Consider the following 16,843-nt stretch of genomic DNA (forward strand, 5'->3'; position numbering starts at 1 on the left):
AGCTCGGGGAGGATTCTAGTGGGCTACCTGTCCTTATAGTCCGGCGCCCTTTTCTCCATGAACGCGCGGCGCGCCTCGGCATAATCCTCGGTCATGCTGAGCAGGATCTGCTGCCGGTCCTCCAGCGCGAGCGCGGCTTCGAAGCCCGGCGCGTCGATATTGCGGCCCAGCGCATCCTTGCTCAGCCTCAGGCCCATGGGGCTGGCGAGCAGCATGTCGGCGGCGAGCGCCTCGGCCTTGCTTGCAATCTCTTCGGGTGCGGCGATCTCGCTGACGAAGCCGGCGGCGAACGCGCGCTCGGCCCCGACGAAACGGCCCGAAAGGATCATCTCGGCGGCGAGCGAGCTGCCCACCAGCCGGGGGAGGAAATAGCTCGACCCCATGTCGCAGCCGCCAAGGCCGATGCGGATATAGGCGGCGTTCATGCGGAAATCGGGGGTGCAATAGCGCACGTCGCTAGACAGCAGCAGCGACATGCCGCCGCCGCACGCGGCACCTTGCGCGCAGGCAATGATCGGCTGCGGGCAGGCACGCATCAGCTGCATCACCGTGGCGATCGCGCGCTGGGTGCGCCAGCCGCCATGCACCGCGCCCTCGCCCTCGCGCACCGGCCAGCCCTTGAGATCGAGCCCCGCGCAGAACGCCCGGCCCTCGGCGCGCAGGATGACGACGCGCACCGCCTCGCGGTCCTGCAGCCCCCGGAAATAGTCCTGCAATTGCAGGATCATCGGCTCGTCCATGGCGTTCAGGGATTCCGGACGGTTGAGCGTGACGGTTTCCACCGCACCGCCGGACGTGATCACAATGGGGTCGCTCATGTTTCGCATCCTCTGCCTGGCCGCGCATTCGCCCGGAAGGCTTGGCGGACATATCGTGGTTAATCCGGTTTTAAGCCCTGACGGACTGGGCTAGAGCACCGGACTGCCGAACCTGGCTGCCCCTCGTCAACCGTCAAAGGCATTCCGCAACGATGCTCTCCTCCCTCGCCCATCGCCTCAAGGGCCGGTCCGCCGGAGAGATCGTCCGCCTGATCGGGCACAATATCGTCTATCATGCCCGCGAGCTTTCGCCTGAGGCGCGCCGCCGCAATCGCAAGTTTCGCGCCTTTGACGAACAATGGGGCACCGACACGTTCGAAATGCGGGAGCTCCATACGCTGACCGTGGACCCCGCTCTGGCCGCCCATGCCCGGCGCTATCAGGCGAGCAATGGCGGCAACATGTCCAGCTGGTTTGCGGATCTCAACGTGGACTTCACGCGCACGGCATTCATCGATTACGGCTGCGGCAAGGGAAGGGCCGTGCTCGAGGCGGCGCGGTTTCCCTTTGCGCGGGTGATCGGGGTCGAGTTTGCGCCCGAACTGGTCGACATTGCCCTGCGCAACCGCGAGATCATGGCCGCGAGGGGCGCGCTTGCCGCACCGGTCGAATTCCTGTGCATGGATGCGGCGCGCTACCGGCCGCCTGTGGATCTCGATCTCGTCTGCTTCTTCTACGATCCCTTCGATGACACCGTGATGGCGCCGGTGGCCGAGCGCCTGACCGCGCTTGCCCAGCCGGTATCGGTCATCTATCTCGAGCCCCATTGCATCGGCCAGTTCCGCAAGTCCGGCCACTGGGCCGAAGGCATCAGCGTAGACAATCTGGTCCTGCGCAACCCGGCAGCGCTTGGCCGCTGATGGGGGCAGGGCACCATTCGTCACCAGATTGGTTGTAAATCACCCTCATTCTCTTGTCTTTTTTCTTCGCTGATGCTTAACCGGATGCAGGGGCGAGGTTTGCTGATTTCATAATGAAGCGGTTTATCCTTGCGGGATAAGGTGTGGCCCGGGCGTCCGGATGCATTTGGCTGTGATCCGTCGCACAAGGCGGACCTGGCTGGCTGCTAGGCGGTGGGACCAGACTGACTCCCGGCGTTCCGAGACGGGGTCGCACCCTCTCAATCCCTTCGGGGTTCTGGAACCTGAAACCGCATGACGATCTGGCGGAGATTGAATGTGTTGCGCGGTCGCGATGCCGTGTTCGGCAGCGCCGTGGTTGCGGCTCTCGTTGCGATTCTGCCCGTGCCTGTGCTGGCCCAGGCCCTGCCGGGAGCCGTGCGGCCACCTGCCGGCACATTCGAACGGGAAAACCGCGACGCCGATACGCCGCTGTCCACCCCGCGCACCCCCTTCACCATCGATCGTCCTCGCACCGACCCCAGCAGCGTCGACGATACCCAGAAAGTGCGGGTCACGAAATTCCGCATCACCGGGTTCAATTATCTCGATGAAGATCGGCTGCAGGCGCCGCTCAAGCCGTTTCTTGGCCAAGAACTGACGCTGGCCGATATCTATCGTGCCGCCGATCTGCTGACACGTGTCTATGCCGATGCCGGATTTGCTCTCTCCTTCGCGATCGTGCCCGAACAGGAGATAAAGGACGGCGTCGTCGTGCTGCAGGTCGTCGAAGGCAGTGTCGATGCGCTCGAGGTCCAGCTCAAGTCCAGCGCCGGACTGGTCGGCAAGACGCGACTGACCGAGATGGTCCGTCGCCGGTTCACCCCGCTGATCAAGCGCGGGCCGGTCATGGTCGACGAACTCGAACGGGCGATCCTCACCACCGGCGATCTTGGCGGCATGGACGTTTCCGTGGTCGTGCGTCCGTCCGAAGCGACGCCCGGCGCGGCCAATCTGCTGGTCGTGGTCAGTCTGGATCCGGTCGTGGTCGAGGCGCAGTTCGACAACCGGATCCGTGACAATCTGGGAGAGCGTCGCTATCGGGCCGGGGCAACCGCCAATTCGGTGCTCGTCCCCGGCGACCAGCTGGTGGCGGATGTGCGCGCCACGATACCGACCGACGGCTTCGTTTCGGGCTATGTGCAGTACAGCGCGCCGATCACCGACGACGGATTGACCGGAACGGTGAGCTATTCGCGGGCACGGTCGCGCGCGGTGCGCGGTTTTCTCTCCATCCTGCAGTTCCGCGGCGAGGAAGAGGTCGTCCGTGCAGGGCTCAGCTATCCGCTGCGTCGAACGCGCAACTCCAGCCTGATCGTCGGGCTGGAGGGGACCGCGATCAACTCGCAGAGCGGTATCTTCGGCGTGACGCTGGTCGACGACCGCAGCCGTTTCTACGAACTCTACGGCAGTTACGACTGGGCCGCTGCCGATGGCAGTGTCGGCCTCGTCCGGCTGGGCCTCAGCCAGGGCATCAACGGCCTTGGTGCAACGGGCCGGTTCGATCCGTTGCGCAGCCGCACGCAGGGCGATCCGGAATTCACCGCGCTCAATGGTTCGCTGGTCTGGACGGCGCCGCTGATCGGAACGGCGCGGGCCCGGGTCAATGCAGAGGCGCAGATTGGTCTCAACGGCGGTGCATCTGCCTCACGCGAGTGCAATTTCGGCGGGGATCGCTTTGGCCGTGCCTATGATTACGGCGCGGCAGGGGGCGACCATTGCGTCAACGTGGCGCTGGAAATCAATGATCGGCTGAGCATCGGCGGCGTTACCGTCCAGCCGTTCCTGTTCGTCGATGCCGGAATCCTGCGGCAGAGCGGACCACTGGACTTTGCCGAACTGCGCGTGACCGAATTGTGGTCAGCCGGCGGCGGATCGCGCATCGCGCTGCCCTACGGTCTGTTCGGCGAAATCTATGCCGCCTGGCCCGGCAAGGCGCGCTTCACGCCGGATGGCAGCAGCGATCCGCGAATCTTCTTCTCGATCGGGGCAACACGATGACCATGCCGGGCAAGCGACGGGCTGGGGTGAAGGCTGGCATGAGCTGGTCTGCCGCATTGAAGACAGGCGTTGCGGGCTTTGCCTTTGTTGCGGCCCAGACGGCCTATGCCAATCCCAGCGGCGGCCAGGTGGTCGGCGGCCAGGCCGTCATTTCCGGCCAGGGCACGGGCCGGATGCGGATCGACCAGTCGAGCGACCGCGTCATCATCAACTGGGACGATTTCTCGATCGATCTGGGCGAAGGGGTGGAATTCCGCCAGCCCAATGCGCGCTCGGTGGCACTCAACCGCGTAACCGGCCCTGAAATCAGCCGGATCATGGGCGATCTGACCGCGAATGGGCAGATCTACATTATCAACGGCAATGGCATCGTCTTCGGCAAGGATGCGAGGGTCGATGTCGCAGGCCTGATCGCTACCAGCGCCGATATCGGCAACGATGCGTTCATGGCAGGGGGCGCCTTGCGTTTCGGCTCGCCGGGTCGCGCCGGGGCACGGATCGTCAATCATGGCACGATCACCGTCCGCGATGCCGGCGTCGCCGCCTTTGTGGCGCCGCAGGTCGCCAATGATGGCATCATCACCGCGCATATGGGGCGCATTGCCTTCGGCGGTGCGCAGGCCTTCACGCTGGATCTGCATGGCGACAATCTGATCCGCTTCCAGGTCGGCGATGCGGTGACGACGCTCGACGACAAGGGCGCGCTGGTCGGTCTTGACGGAGTGGTCGATGCCCGCGGCGGATCGGTGCTGATCACGGCGTCGGCAGCGCGCGACCTGGTAAACCAGTCGGTGCGCATCGGCACGCCACAGGCGGCCAACATGCAGGTCGGTGCTGACGGCAAGGTTTCGCTGGTCGCTGCGAAAGTGGCAATCGCTGCCCCGGGCGAGGTTCAGGTCGGCAGGAATGTCGCGATGGATCTGTCGTCGGCAACCAATGCCGTTGCTACCGGAAGCGGTCAGGGCAAGGGCAACAAGAGCGGCAACAATGCCGAAAGCAATATCGGCTGGGTGGGTTCGCTGAACGGCGATGGCGGTGCGCCCGGCCAGGCGATGGCGGCCAATGGCAGAGGGGGCACGCTGACGATCAGCGCGGCGCGCACGATCCTCGACGGCACGATCAACCTCGACGGCAGCAAGTCCGGCGGGACCGCGCACATCACCGGCAGCGACTTCCTGTCCTTCGGCTCGATCCTTTCGGCCAGCGGCGTGGACGCAGGCGGCAAGATCCAGCTCGATGCGGGCGGCTTCTCGCTCGCCGGGCGGATCACGGTCAATGCCGCGCTCGGCAAGGGCGGCAGTGTCGACATCAGGACCACGCGGCGCGCGCTCGACACCGGCGATGCCTTCATCGATGCGAGCGGCCTGCATGGCGGATCTATCCGCTATGTCTCGGACGACCAGATCATCTCGTCGGGCAGGTTCCGCGCATCGGGCAGCCACGGCTTTGGCGGCAGCATCGATGTCAGCGCGCCGCGGCTCGACCTGTTCTCGGCGCAATTCTATGCGCAGGGCGGCATTCGCGGCGGTCGGGTGCGGCTGGGCGGCGAGTTCCAGGGTGGCAAGGGGCTGAGCGCCGACGAACTGCCCAATGCGCTCAAGCTGGTCGCAACCGATGCGGTGACGATCGACGTTTCGGCGATCGGCCTGCGCGGCAATGGCGGCGAGATTGTCATCTGGTCGGACGAGAAGACCACGTTCCTCGGCAATGCGATCGCGCAAGGGGGACTCGTTGGCGGCACTGGCGGCGATATCGAGATTTCCGGCAAGGAGACCCTGATCTATCGCGGGACGGTGGAGACTGCGCGCGATGGTCAGCGCGGTGGCAGGCTGCTGCTCGACCCCAAGAACATCATCATTGCCGAAGGCGGCAATGCCCCCAGCCAGTATTCGCTGGTGCTGCAGGCCTTTGCCAGCAGCTTCCCCGCCGCGACCCCGCCTGTATCGGGTCTGTCGACGGAGGATGCGTTCGGTTCTGCGGTTTCGCTGGACGGCAACCGCCTGGCGGTCGGCGCACCCAATGATGACGGCGGCGACAATGCGCAGGTCAATACCGGCGCGGTCTATCTCTTCACCTTTGCAAATCCCGATTTTGGCGCTCCGGCGCTCGCAGGGATCATCGGCAAGGGCTATACCGGCGGCCAGAACGTATCGGTCGACGCGCTGGCCGACGGTGACCGGTTCGGCCTGTCGGTTTCGCTCAGCGATAACCAGCTGGCTGTCGGTGCGCCTTTTGCGAGCGGTTCGCCGCTGGGGGGCGGCGCGATCGGGTCAGGCGCAGTCTATCTCTTCACCTTTGACGACTTAGGCTTTGCCAATGGAGTGTTGCGGGGAGTCCTCGGTTCGGCCGCTGTCGGCCCTGGCGAGTTCGATGTCGTCAACCTTTCCGCGCAGGATGCTTTCGGCAGCGGCGTTTCGCTGAGCGGCAACCGGCTGGCGGTCGGCGCGCTGCAGGATGACGGTTTCAGCGACAGTGACACCGATAGCGGCGCGGTCTATCTCTTCTCCTTCGCGGACAGCGTCTTCTCGAGCCCCAATCTCGAAGGTATTATCGGATCGGGCTATACCGGGGCCAAGAATCTCTCGGTCGCGCTCGACGTCGGTGATCTGTTCGGCGCATCCGTGGCGCTGGACGGGCGAAATCTGGTGGTCGGCGCATGGGGCGATGATGGCGCCGGCAACAGCGCGGACGGCGCCGGAGCCGTGCACAGCTTCACCTTTGCCGACATCGATTTCAACGGCGGTCTGCAGCGTGGCACGATCGGCCTCGGTTACATGGGCATGGACGATCTGGATGTCGGCGTGCTCGATCCGGGCGACCGCTTCGGCTTTTCGCTATCCCTGTTCGGCAGCAGCCTGGCCGTCGGCGCGCCGCGCGATGACGGCAACGAGAATGTCTTTGACGATGCGGGGGCAGTCTATCTGTTTTCGCTGTCCGACAATCTTTCCTCACCCCAGCTTCAGGCGCGATTGGGCCGGGGCTATCCGCTTTCGCCCGATCTGGCGGTGGAAACGCTCTCGGAAGCCGACGGTTTCGGGCAGAGCGTCTCCCTCTTCGGCAACAGGCTGGTTGTTGGCGCGTCGGGCGATGACGGGCGCAATGGTGGCGCGTCCGATGCTGGCGCCGTCTATCTGTTCAGCTTTGCCGATTCCCGGTTCGGCGGCGGGCGTCAGGTTGGCACCCTGGGCGCGGATTACATGCCGATTGGCGGATTTTCGCTGGTCGGCAAGGGGCTGGAACAGCAGGATGCGTTCGGCACGGCGGTTTCGCTCGACGGCAACCGGCTCGTGGTGGGTGCACCCGGGGATGACGGCGCCGAAAATACCCTGGCCGATGCTGGTGCGGTCTATCTCTTCACCTTCGGCGATGCGCGTTTCGCCGCGCCCTCGCTCCAGGGCATCATCGGCGCCGGCTATAGCGGTGGGCGCAACATCGCGGTGGATCGACTGCAGGGGGGCGATCTGTTCGGGACCTCGGTGTCGCTCGACGGACTGCAGCTTGCCATTGGCGCCATCGGCGATGACGGTTCGAACGATGCAGCATCCAATGCCGGCGCCGTGTACGTCTTCAGCTTCGACAGCCTTGCGTTCGACAACGGCGCTCTCAGGGGCGTCCTCAATTACGAGTCCTTCGCGCCCGGCACGATCAACAGCGAGGGCGCCGCATTCGGCGCATCGGTATCGTTGCAAGGCATCGACATCGCCGTGGGAGCAACCGGCGACAGCGGTGCCGATGCCCAGTCGCCCATCCCCGGTGCGGGTGCGGTCCATATCATCGACATTGGCGAGCCGGGCTTTTTTGCGCCACAGCTGCTCGCCACGATCGGTCTGGGCTATAATGGCGGCAGCAATATCAATCTGGTTGATCTGGGCGCGGGTGACGGTTTCGGCAGCGCAGTGTCCCTGGATGGTCAGCGGCTCGCAGTGGGCGCGCCTGGCGATGACGGCTTCCAGGACGATTTCTTCAATACAGGTGCCGCTTACCTGTTCAGCTTTGCGGGCAGCGATTTTTCCGGCGGCACGCTCGATTCCATTTTCGGCGCTTCCTATCCCGGAACCCTCGATTTCACTCCCGCTGGCCTGGGTCTCGGGTCCACCGACGAGGACTTTTTCGGCAGTTCGCTGGCGCTCAGGGGGCAGCAGCTCGTCGTGGGTGCGCGCGGCGATGACGGGCTGAACGATAGCCGCAGCGATTCCGGCGCGGTCTATCTGTTCAATTTTGGCGACCCCGGCTTTGCCAGCCCGGTCCAGGCCGGCCGCATCGGTGCAGGCTATGTCGCCGATGGCGGCTTCTCGCTCGGGCTGACCGTCGGTGAAGGCTTTGGCAGTGCCCTGGCATTTGACGGCGATCGGCTGGTGGTGGGTGCCCCGGGCAATGATGGCCAGGGCGTGGCCGCGGGCAATGTCGGTGCAGCCTATCTGTTCACTTTCGGCAACGGATCGCTGGGCGAGGCCCGGCTGATCGACACGCTGGGCTTCGGCTTTACCGGAACCAGCAATTTCTCGCTGGCCGGCCTGGGGCAGTTTGCCGGACCATCGGGCCAGCAGTTCGGTTCGGCCGTGGCGCTGGACGGATTGCGGCTTGCCATCGGCGCTTCGGGCGATAGCGGCGCATCGGGCGGCGGTTTCAGCCTCGGCGCCGTCTATCTGCTGAGCTTTGCCGATACCGCGTTCAGCGCGCCGGTGCTGGAGGCGACGCTGGGCAGCGGCTATGTCGGTGGCAAGAACGTGTCGGTTCCACTGTCCTTCGGCAGCCGTTTCGGGGCGGCACTCGCGCTGGATGGAAACCGGCTGGCCGTAGGAGCGCCAGGCGATCCCGGCGGTGTAGACCCGCCAGGCATCGGCGTCGGGTCGGTGTTCCTGTTCACGTTCAGCGACCCCCTGTTCGCGGGAGGATCTCTCGTTGGCCGGGTAGGCGCAGGCTTTACCGGCGCGCAGAGCATCAGCGTTGCAGGTCTCGATAATTTTGACAGTTTCGGTGCGTCGGTCGCGCTGCGCGGCAATGCCCTGGTGGTGGGCGCACCGGGCGATGACGGCGCATCGGGCAGCGTTTCCGATTCCGGTGCGGCCTATCTGTTCACCTTTGCCGACGCCGCGTTCAATGGCGGCGTCCAGGAGGGCGTGATCGCGTTCGGCGCGCCGATCGGCGGCAAGAATATCGACCTTGCGCCACTGCAGCTGGGCGACCAGTTCGGCTCTGCCGTGGCGCTCAGCCGCGACGGCACGACCTTGTTTGTGGGTGCCAATGGCGACGACGGCGGCGATGATCTGTCCAGTGAGGCAGGCGCGGTCTACCAGTTCAATTTCGGCTCTCCGACCTTTGAAAGCGGCGGCCTGACGGGAACCTTCGGCCGGGGGTATTTCGGGTCGACAGATTTCAACCTCGGCATGCTGGATGCGGGCGACCGTTTCGGGTCGGCCGTGGCCGTCGACGGCAACACGCTGGTCATCGGCGCGACGGACGACAGCGGCGTGGATGGCTCGCGGGCCGGTGCGGGTGCCGTCTATGTCTTCACACGGCCATCGACCCAGTACTCGCTCTCGGGCATCATCGGAGCGGGTTATGCGGGGGATCGCGACCTCGCACTTGGTGCGCTGGACGAGTTTGACTTTTTCGGCAGCGCGCTGGCGCTCGATCAGGGGCGGCTGGTCGTCGGTGCGCCGGGCGATGACGGTTTTGCCGATACCGATCTGGATGTCGGCGCGACCTATCTTTTCAGGCTCGGCGATGATTTCTTCGTTCCGCCCAGCCTGATCGGCACGATCGGCCAGGGCTACGGCCCTCAGCAGTTCCTCGCGCCGCTGCAGCTCAATTCCGGCGGAAGCTTCGGCACGGCGGTATCGCTCCGCGATACCCGGCTGGTGATCGGAGCTCCGGGCAATGGCGATTCCGCCGGCGGCGGCTTCGATCTGGGCGCGGTCTATCTTTTCACCTTTGCCGACACCCAGTTTTCCGCGCCGGTGCTTGCTGGCATCATCGGCCAGGGTTTCACCGGTGCCAACAATATCGATCTGGACACGCTGGAGAGCGGCGACCGGTTCGGGCAATCGGTATCGCTCGACGGCCTCAGGCTCGCGGTCGGCGCTCCAGGCGATGCTGGGGCGGCGAACGATCTGTTCGGCGCTGGCGCGGTCTATCTGTTCACCTTTGCGGACACGAGCTTTGCCGCGCCGACACTGGTCGGACGGATGGGGCGCGGTTATTCGGGCGCGGGCAATGTCAATGTCGCCGGGCTGGAAGAAAATGGTGCCTTCGGCTTCAGCGTTGCGCTTCAGGGGCAGCAACTGGCAATCGGCTCGCCGGGGGCGGATTTCGACGGTGTGCAGGGCGGAAGCTTTGGCGCGGTCTACCTTTACACCTTCAGCTCTCCCGGCTTTGCGGGTGGCGAACTGGCCGGAAAGATCGGCCGGGGCTACAACACGCTCAGCGCCGATTTCGATCTCGCCCCGCTGGGCCTCAACGATCGGCTTGGCAGCTCGGTATCGCTGAGCGGCCTGGCGCTCGCAGTGGGTGCCGTGGGTGATGACGGCATCAGCGACAACGCTTTCGACGCCGGCGCGGTCTATCTGTTCAACTTTACCAACACGGGATTCGCAGGCCTTTCGCTCCAGGCGACTCTGGGCAACGGCTATGACGGCCCGGGAGACCTCTCCGTCGGCGGGTTGGACAGTGGCGACGAATTCGGCAGTGCCCTCTCGCTTGAAGGACTATCGCTGGCGGTCGGATCGGCAGGCGACACGGGCTTGCGCGCCGATTTTTCCGGAGCGGGCGCAGTCTATCTGTTCTCCTTCTTCGACACCACGTTCAGCGGCCCGCTGGTCCAGGGTATTGTCGGATCGGGCTATGGCGGTGCCGGCAGCGACCTGTCGGTCATCGGTCTGTCGCAACAGGATCGTTTCGGAACGTCGGTTGCGATCGACCAGGGCCGACTGGTTGTCGGTGCGCCCGGCGACGACGGGCGGCTGGGCTCGTTCGACGATTACGGCGCCGTGTACCTATTCCGCTATGCCGATGGCTTCCGGGGGCTCACACAGACCGGCCTGATCGGCAACGGCTATGCCAATGGGCCGGCTCTCAAGCTGGCCTCGCTCGGCCTGGGGCCTTCCGAAAGCTTCGGCACTGCGGTGTCGCTGCAAGGGCTTCGCCTTGCGGTCGGCGCTCCGTTCGACCGGGGCGGGCAGGGCGATACCTTCGAATATGGCGGCGTCTTCCTGTTCAGCTTTGCCGATCTGGCTTTCGGCGTCCCGGTGCTGCAATCGATCATCGGTTCGGGCTATACAGGCGGCAAGAACCTGTCGGTTGCCAATCTCGATGTCGATGACCGCTTCGGCATATCGGTGCATCTTGGCTCGAACGGATTGCTGACCGTCGGTGCCGATGGCGATGACGGCTTCGGGAACAGCGGTCTCGATCGCGGTGCGGCCTATCTGTTCGGCTTCACGGACAGCATCTTCTCGGGGGGAAGCCTGCAGGGGATCCTTGGATCCGGCTATGGCGATCCGGGCAATTTCGATGTGGCGCTGGATGACTTCGACAGGTTCGGAACGGCGGTCGCTGTTCTGGGCAACAATCTGGCCATCGGGGCGCCCGGCGATGATGGTCTGCCCAACGCCTTTGCATCCGATGATTTCGGTGCGGTCCATCTGTTCCAGCTTGGCGGCTCGGCGATCAGCCAGGTCGGGACGATCGGACTGGGCTATGGCGGTAGCGGCAGTCTGGACATTGCGTCACTCGGCTTCGGCGACGCCTTTGGCAGCGCGCTGTCGCTCGGATCGAGCCAGCTCGTGGTCGGCGCACCGAACGATCAGGGCATCAACGACATTGCCGGATCGGGCAGCGCTGCAGGCGCTGTCTATGCGTTCAATTTCACCGACGGCTCGGTCTTTGCCGGTCTATCCCAGACCGCGATCATCGGTCTTGGCTATGATGGTCCCAACGATTTCAACATCAGCACGCTCGGGTTCGACGACCGTTTCGGCATCAGCGTTTCGCTGGATGGCAACCGCCTGGCAGTCGGCGCGGGGCAGGATCGTGGCGCGGCGGATGACCTGACCACGGCTGGCGCGGTCTATCTGTTCAGCTTTGCCGACGCCGGTTTTGCCTCACCGGTCCAGCAGGCGATCATTGGATCGGGCTATGTCGGCGGCAAGAACCTGTCTCTCGCGCTGGACAATTTCGACGCATTTGGCCGATCGGTGGCGCTGGATGGCAATCGCCTTGCGGTTGGCGCGCCGGGCGATGGCGGCGCAGGCAATGCCATCCCGGGTAGCGGTGCGGTCTATCTCTTCACCTTTGACGATCCACTGTTCGGCGGCGGCAGGCTCAGCAGCACGTTTGGCGCCAACTATCGCCCGACGGTTGGTCTTGGTCTGTCGACCGGAATGGTCGCCGCCCCGATCATGCTTGGCAATGACGATCGCTTCGGCGCGTCGGTCTCGCTCGATGGCGCGCGCCTTGCAATAGGGGCCAACGGCGATGATGGCGCCGACAATGGCCAGTCCTTTGCCGGTGCGGTCTATCTGTTCAGCTTTGCCGCTCTCGAATTTGGCGGCGTCAATCTGGAAGCGGTGATCGGCAGCGGCTATTCGGGCGGCAAGAACCTGTCGGTCGAAGGCCTGGGCGCACTCGACGATTTCGGTCTTTCCGTATCGCTCAGCGGCAATGCGCTTGCCGTCGGCGCGCCCAGCGATGACGGCAGTGGCGATGCCGTGGCCAATAGCGGTGCGGTCTATCTGTTCAGCTTTGCCGATGGCCTGTTCGGCGGCGGCGCGCTGCAAGCCCGGATCGGCGCGGGCTATTCCGGCGGCAAGAATGTCGATATGGCGGCCATGCTGGACGCCAACGACAATTTCGGTTCGTCGGTCTCGCTGACGGGTGGCGCTCTTGCGGTCGGCGCGCTGGGCGATGCCGGCGCGGGCAATGCGGGCACTGGCCGCGGTGCTGTGCATCTCTTCACTTTTGACAATCCGGTTTTTGACGGCGGCCTGCTGCGGGCGACGATCGGGTCAGGCTATACCGGCGGCAATAACCTCGATGTTGCGCTGGACGATCTCGACCGGTTCGGAACTGCGGTGTCTCTCGACGGGCTGGGCCTTGCGGTCGGAGCGGATGGCGATGACGGTGCCGGCAATGCAACGGGTGAGTCTGGCGCGGCCTATCTCTTCACCTTTGACGGCCCCGGTTTCGGCTTTGGCGCACTGCGCGGACGCATCGGTGCCGGTTACAACGGCACCGACGATATCGACACTCTGGCCACTCCCTTCACATCGGTGTCAGGCGGCTTTTTCGGAACCTCATTGTCACTCGACGGCGATCGCCTTGCTGTGGGCGCGCCGCTGTTCGCCAGCAGCCTCAGCAGCCCCAACGGATCGGGCGCGGTCTATCTCTTCACGTTCGACAGCCCGGGCTATCGCGACGGCTTCATCGCCGAAATTCTTGCAAGAGGCGCGCCGAATTTCGGCAGCAACGGCGATCTCGACATCCCCCTGTCTGCCTTCGATCTGTTCGGCACGTCGGTATCGCTGAACGGCAACCGCCTAGTCGTCGGAGCAGGCGGTGACGATGGCTTCAACGACAGCGCGCCCGGATCGGGAGCGGTGTATCTGTTCACCTTTGAAACGTCCTCTTTCGGGGACATGCGCTTCCGCGGCAATATCGGATCGGGCTATCCGCGCGGTCAGGCAACACCCGTTGGTGCGCTGGAGATCGGCGATGCCTTTGGCAGCGCGGTATCGCTGAACGGCAATCGGCTCGCTGTCGGTGCGCCGGGGGATGATGCGTTCGGCAACACGCTCGCGGACTCGGGGGCAGTCTATCTCTTCACCTTCGGCAATGCCGACTTTGCCAGCCCCGTTCTGGAAGCCGTTCTCGGCACTGGCTATACCGGCGGCAAGAACGTCGCGGTATCCGGCCTGGTGGCGGGCGCTGGCTTCGGAGCCTCGGTCTCGCTGGACGGCACGCGGCTTGCCGTCGGCGCGCCGGGCGATAGCGGTGCCTTTGGATCGCTCGTCGCGCCGGGCGCTGCCTATCTGTTCACCTTCGCGGATGCCGAGTTCAGCGGCGGTGCGCTCGCCTCCACCATCGGATCGGGCTATTCGGGCGGCAACAATCTGTCCGTGCCGCTCGGTACCGAAGACCGGTTCGGCAGCGCGGTGTCCTTGCGCGGCAATCAGCTGGCTGTCGGTGCCCCCGGCGATGACGGCTTTGTCGATTCGGCTCTGAATACCGGCGCCGCGTACCTCTTCACCTTTGCCGATGCGGCCTTCGCCAGTCCCGCCCTGCAGAGCATTATCGGCAGCGGCTATGGCGGAGGTGGCGGTTTCAGCCTTGCTCAGCTGGATGACGATGACAGTTTTGGCGCATCGCTGTCGCTCGACGGATTGCGTCTTGCCGTCGGCGCTCCCGGGGACGATGGCGCAGCGGGCGGCATCGCCAGTGCGGGCGCAGTGCATCTGTTCACCTTTGCCGACACCCAGTTTGCGACGCCCGCGCTCGCCAGGACCATCGGCGCGGGCTATGCTGGCGCCAATGCCGTGGCCGCACTCGAAACGGGTGACCGGTTCGGCACGGCGGTGGCGCTGAGCGGGACGACGCTTGCGGTTGGCGCTCCGGGCGACAGAGGTGCGGACAACAGCGAGCCTGGCGTCGGCGCGGCCTATCTCTTCTCGCTTGCCGACGCGACCTTCAGCGATGATCCGGTGCTGAACGGGCAGATCGGCCGGGGCTATGCAGGTCTGGCCGATATCGATCTTGCAGGGCTTGGTCTTGCCGATCTGTTCGCCAGTGCGCTGGCGCTCGATGGCGAGCGTCTGGTCATTGGCGCTCCGGGCGACAACGGGCCCGATGATCTGGTCGGCGATTCGGGCGCCGTCTATTTCTTCAGCACGACGGGCGGCGTCGCCAGCCTGCCCGGACTGACCTTTGGCGACGACCCCGGCGCCAATGTGACGATCAGCGCGAGTGCGCTTGCAGATATCCTGTCCGGCGGCACGGCCGTCACGCTGCAGGCCAATAATGACATCACCGTCAATTCGGACATCCTCGTCGACAATCCCGGCGGCGACGGCGGTGCGCTCACCTTCCAGGCGGGACGGTCGATCCTCGTCAATGCCACGATCTTCACCGATAACGGCGCCCTTCTTCTGGCTGGCAATGTCGGAACGGGGGCAGGCGTGGTCGATGCGTTCCGTGATCCCGGCCTTGCTGCGATCACCTTCGGCGCCAGCGGCCGGGTCGAAGCCGGCACGGGTCAGGTCGATATCCGGTTGCTAGGCGGCGAAGGCCAGACGCATTTCGACCGTGGTGGCATAACGCTTGGCAACATCACGGCCGGCGTCATCAACGTCATCACGCCAGAGGGCGCGAACGGATTTGATGACGAGGTCATCCTTCCGGGCGGCGTGACGCTCACCGCCAGCGGCGCAGGCGATGCGATCACCGTTGTCAGCAGGCTCTTCACCAACAATGCCGGGGCAGGTGCCTTCAGTCTGACCGGCGGCGGCCGCTTCCGCGTCTATTCCGACGATTACGAAGCGATCACGCGCGGCGGGCTGGTCGGCAACAATCTCTACAATCGCAGCTTCGCCGATGCAGTGACGCAGACCGGCAACCTGTTCATCTTTGCCCGCCAGCCGATCCTGACCTTCACTGCGGACGATCAGTCACGCACTTATGGTCAGGCGTCCCCGGCCTATACCTTCCAGGTCAGCGGCCTCGTCAATGGCGATACCGCATCCTATGCCTATACGGGAGCGCCGAGACTGTTCGATGAAAGCTCGGGCGGTGCGGGGCTTGATGCCATCCGGTTCGATCCGGATACGCTCGCTTCGGACGTCGGCTATGGCTTTGCCTTTGTCGATGGCACGCTGACCACGCTCAAGGCGCTGCTTACCGTCACGGCCGATAACGTCAGCCGCGAATATGGTCTCGCCAATCCCGGCTTTACCGCGAGCTTTGCGGGCTTTGTCGGCAGCGACGATGCGAGCGTCATCAGCGGGCTGGAATTCACCACCATTGCCGACCTGCTGTCCGATGCCGGGACTTATTCGATCACGCCCTTCGGAGCCTTTGCGGACAATTACGATTTCGATTTTGTCCCGGGTACGCTGACCATCACCAAGGCCTTGCTTACGGTAACCGCCGATAACGCGACGCGCGAGTATGGCCTGGCGAATCCTGTCTTCACCGGCAACGTGACGGGTTTCCGCAACGGCGATACCGCCAGCGTGATCTCGGGACTGACCTACGGCTCGGTCGCGACGATTGCTTCCGATGCCGGCAGCTATGCCATCACCGGATCGGGGGCGAGCGCGACCAATTATGACTTCAGCTATGTTCCCGGAACACTGACGATCACCAGGGCGCTGCTGACGGTCACGGCGAACGACGCGACCCGCGAATATGGTCTGGCCGATCCGGCCTTTACCGGCACGATCAGCGGCTTCCGCAATGGCGACGATGCAAGCGTCATTACCGGCCTGAGCTATGGCAGCACGGCGGTGCTGAGCTCGGGCATCGGCACGTACAGCATCATCGGATCGGGCGGCACCGCGACCAATTACGATTTCAGCTATGTGCCTGGCACACTGACGATCACCCGCGCTTTGCTCACGGTCACCGCCGACAACGCGACGCGCGAATATGGTCTCGCCAACCCCGTGCTGACCGGCACGATCAGTGGTCTTCGGGCGGGCGATACGGCCAGCGTCGTCAGCGGGCTCGTCTATAACACGGTGGCGACCATCGCGAGCGATGTCGGCAGCTATGCCATCACGGCATCGGGCGGCTCGGCGGCCAATTACGACTTTGCCTATGCGCCCGGCACGCTGACGATCACGCGTGCGCTGCTGACCGTCACGGCTGACAATGCCAGCCGCGAATACGGCCTGGCGAACCCGGTCTTCACCGGCAACGTAACGGGTTTCCGCAACGGCGATACCGCCAGCGTGATCTCGGGACTGACCTACGGCTCGGTCGCGACGATTGCTTCCGATGCCGGCAGCTATGCCATCACCGGATCGGGGGCGAGCGCGACCAATTATGACTTCAGCTATGTTCCCGGAACGCTGACGATCACCAAGGCGCTGCTGACGGTCACGGCCAATGATGCGACCCGCGAATATGGCA

Annotated in this window: 4 protein-coding genes; 3 read left to right on the forward strand and 1 reads right to left on the reverse strand. The window is 64.6% G+C overall.

The genetic code is table 11. The features are described 5' to 3' along the window. Positions 1-23 precede the first annotated feature (23 nt). Positions 24-818, reverse strand: coding sequence for an enoyl-CoA hydratase/isomerase family protein (locus tag C7451_RS05265; protein WP_110297904.1), 795 nt, complete (start codon positions 816-818; stop codon positions 24-26). A gap of 152 nt (positions 819-970) precedes the next feature. Here C7451_RS05265 and C7451_RS05270 point away from each other — a divergent pair, with 152 nt between their 5' ends. The 3 genes from C7451_RS05270 to C7451_RS05280 all read left to right on the forward strand — a co-directional run. Beyond that, the gene (locus C7451_RS05270) at positions 971-1,678 is read left to right on the forward strand and encodes a class I SAM-dependent methyltransferase (RefSeq protein ID WP_110297905.1); all 708 of its coding nucleotides are present in this window, start codon (positions 971-973) and stop codon (positions 1,676-1,678) included. Between the two features lie 294 nt (positions 1,679-1,972). Further along, a complete protein-coding gene (locus C7451_RS05275) occupies positions 1,973-3,718 on the forward strand; it encodes a ShlB/FhaC/HecB family hemolysin secretion/activation protein (protein WP_110297906.1) in 1,746 nt (581 codons plus the stop codon). Positions 3,719-3,756: 38 nt separating this feature from the next. Continuing rightward, on the forward strand, positions 3,757-16,843 hold a 13,087-nt coding region (locus C7451_RS05280), incomplete at its 3' end, for an MBG domain-containing protein (protein WP_167398425.1).

The sequence above is a fragment of the Blastomonas natatoria genome (assembly GCF_003201955.1).
GTDB lineage: Bacteria > Pseudomonadota > Alphaproteobacteria > Sphingomonadales > Sphingomonadaceae > Blastomonas > Blastomonas natatoria.

Bases quoted from the DNA above. Each gene is read 5' to 3' on its own strand.
- C7451_RS05265 (WP_110297904.1), bottom strand. From the start codon at position 818: ATGAGCGACCCCATTGTGATCACGTCCGGCGGTGCGGTGGAAACCGTC.
- C7451_RS05270 (WP_110297905.1), top strand. From the start codon at position 971: ATGCTCTCCTCCCTCGCCCATCGCCTCAAGGGCCGGTCCGCCGGAGAG.
- C7451_RS05275 (WP_110297906.1), top strand. From the start codon at position 1,973: ATGACGATCTGGCGGAGATTGAATGTGTTGCGCGGTCGCGATGCCGTG.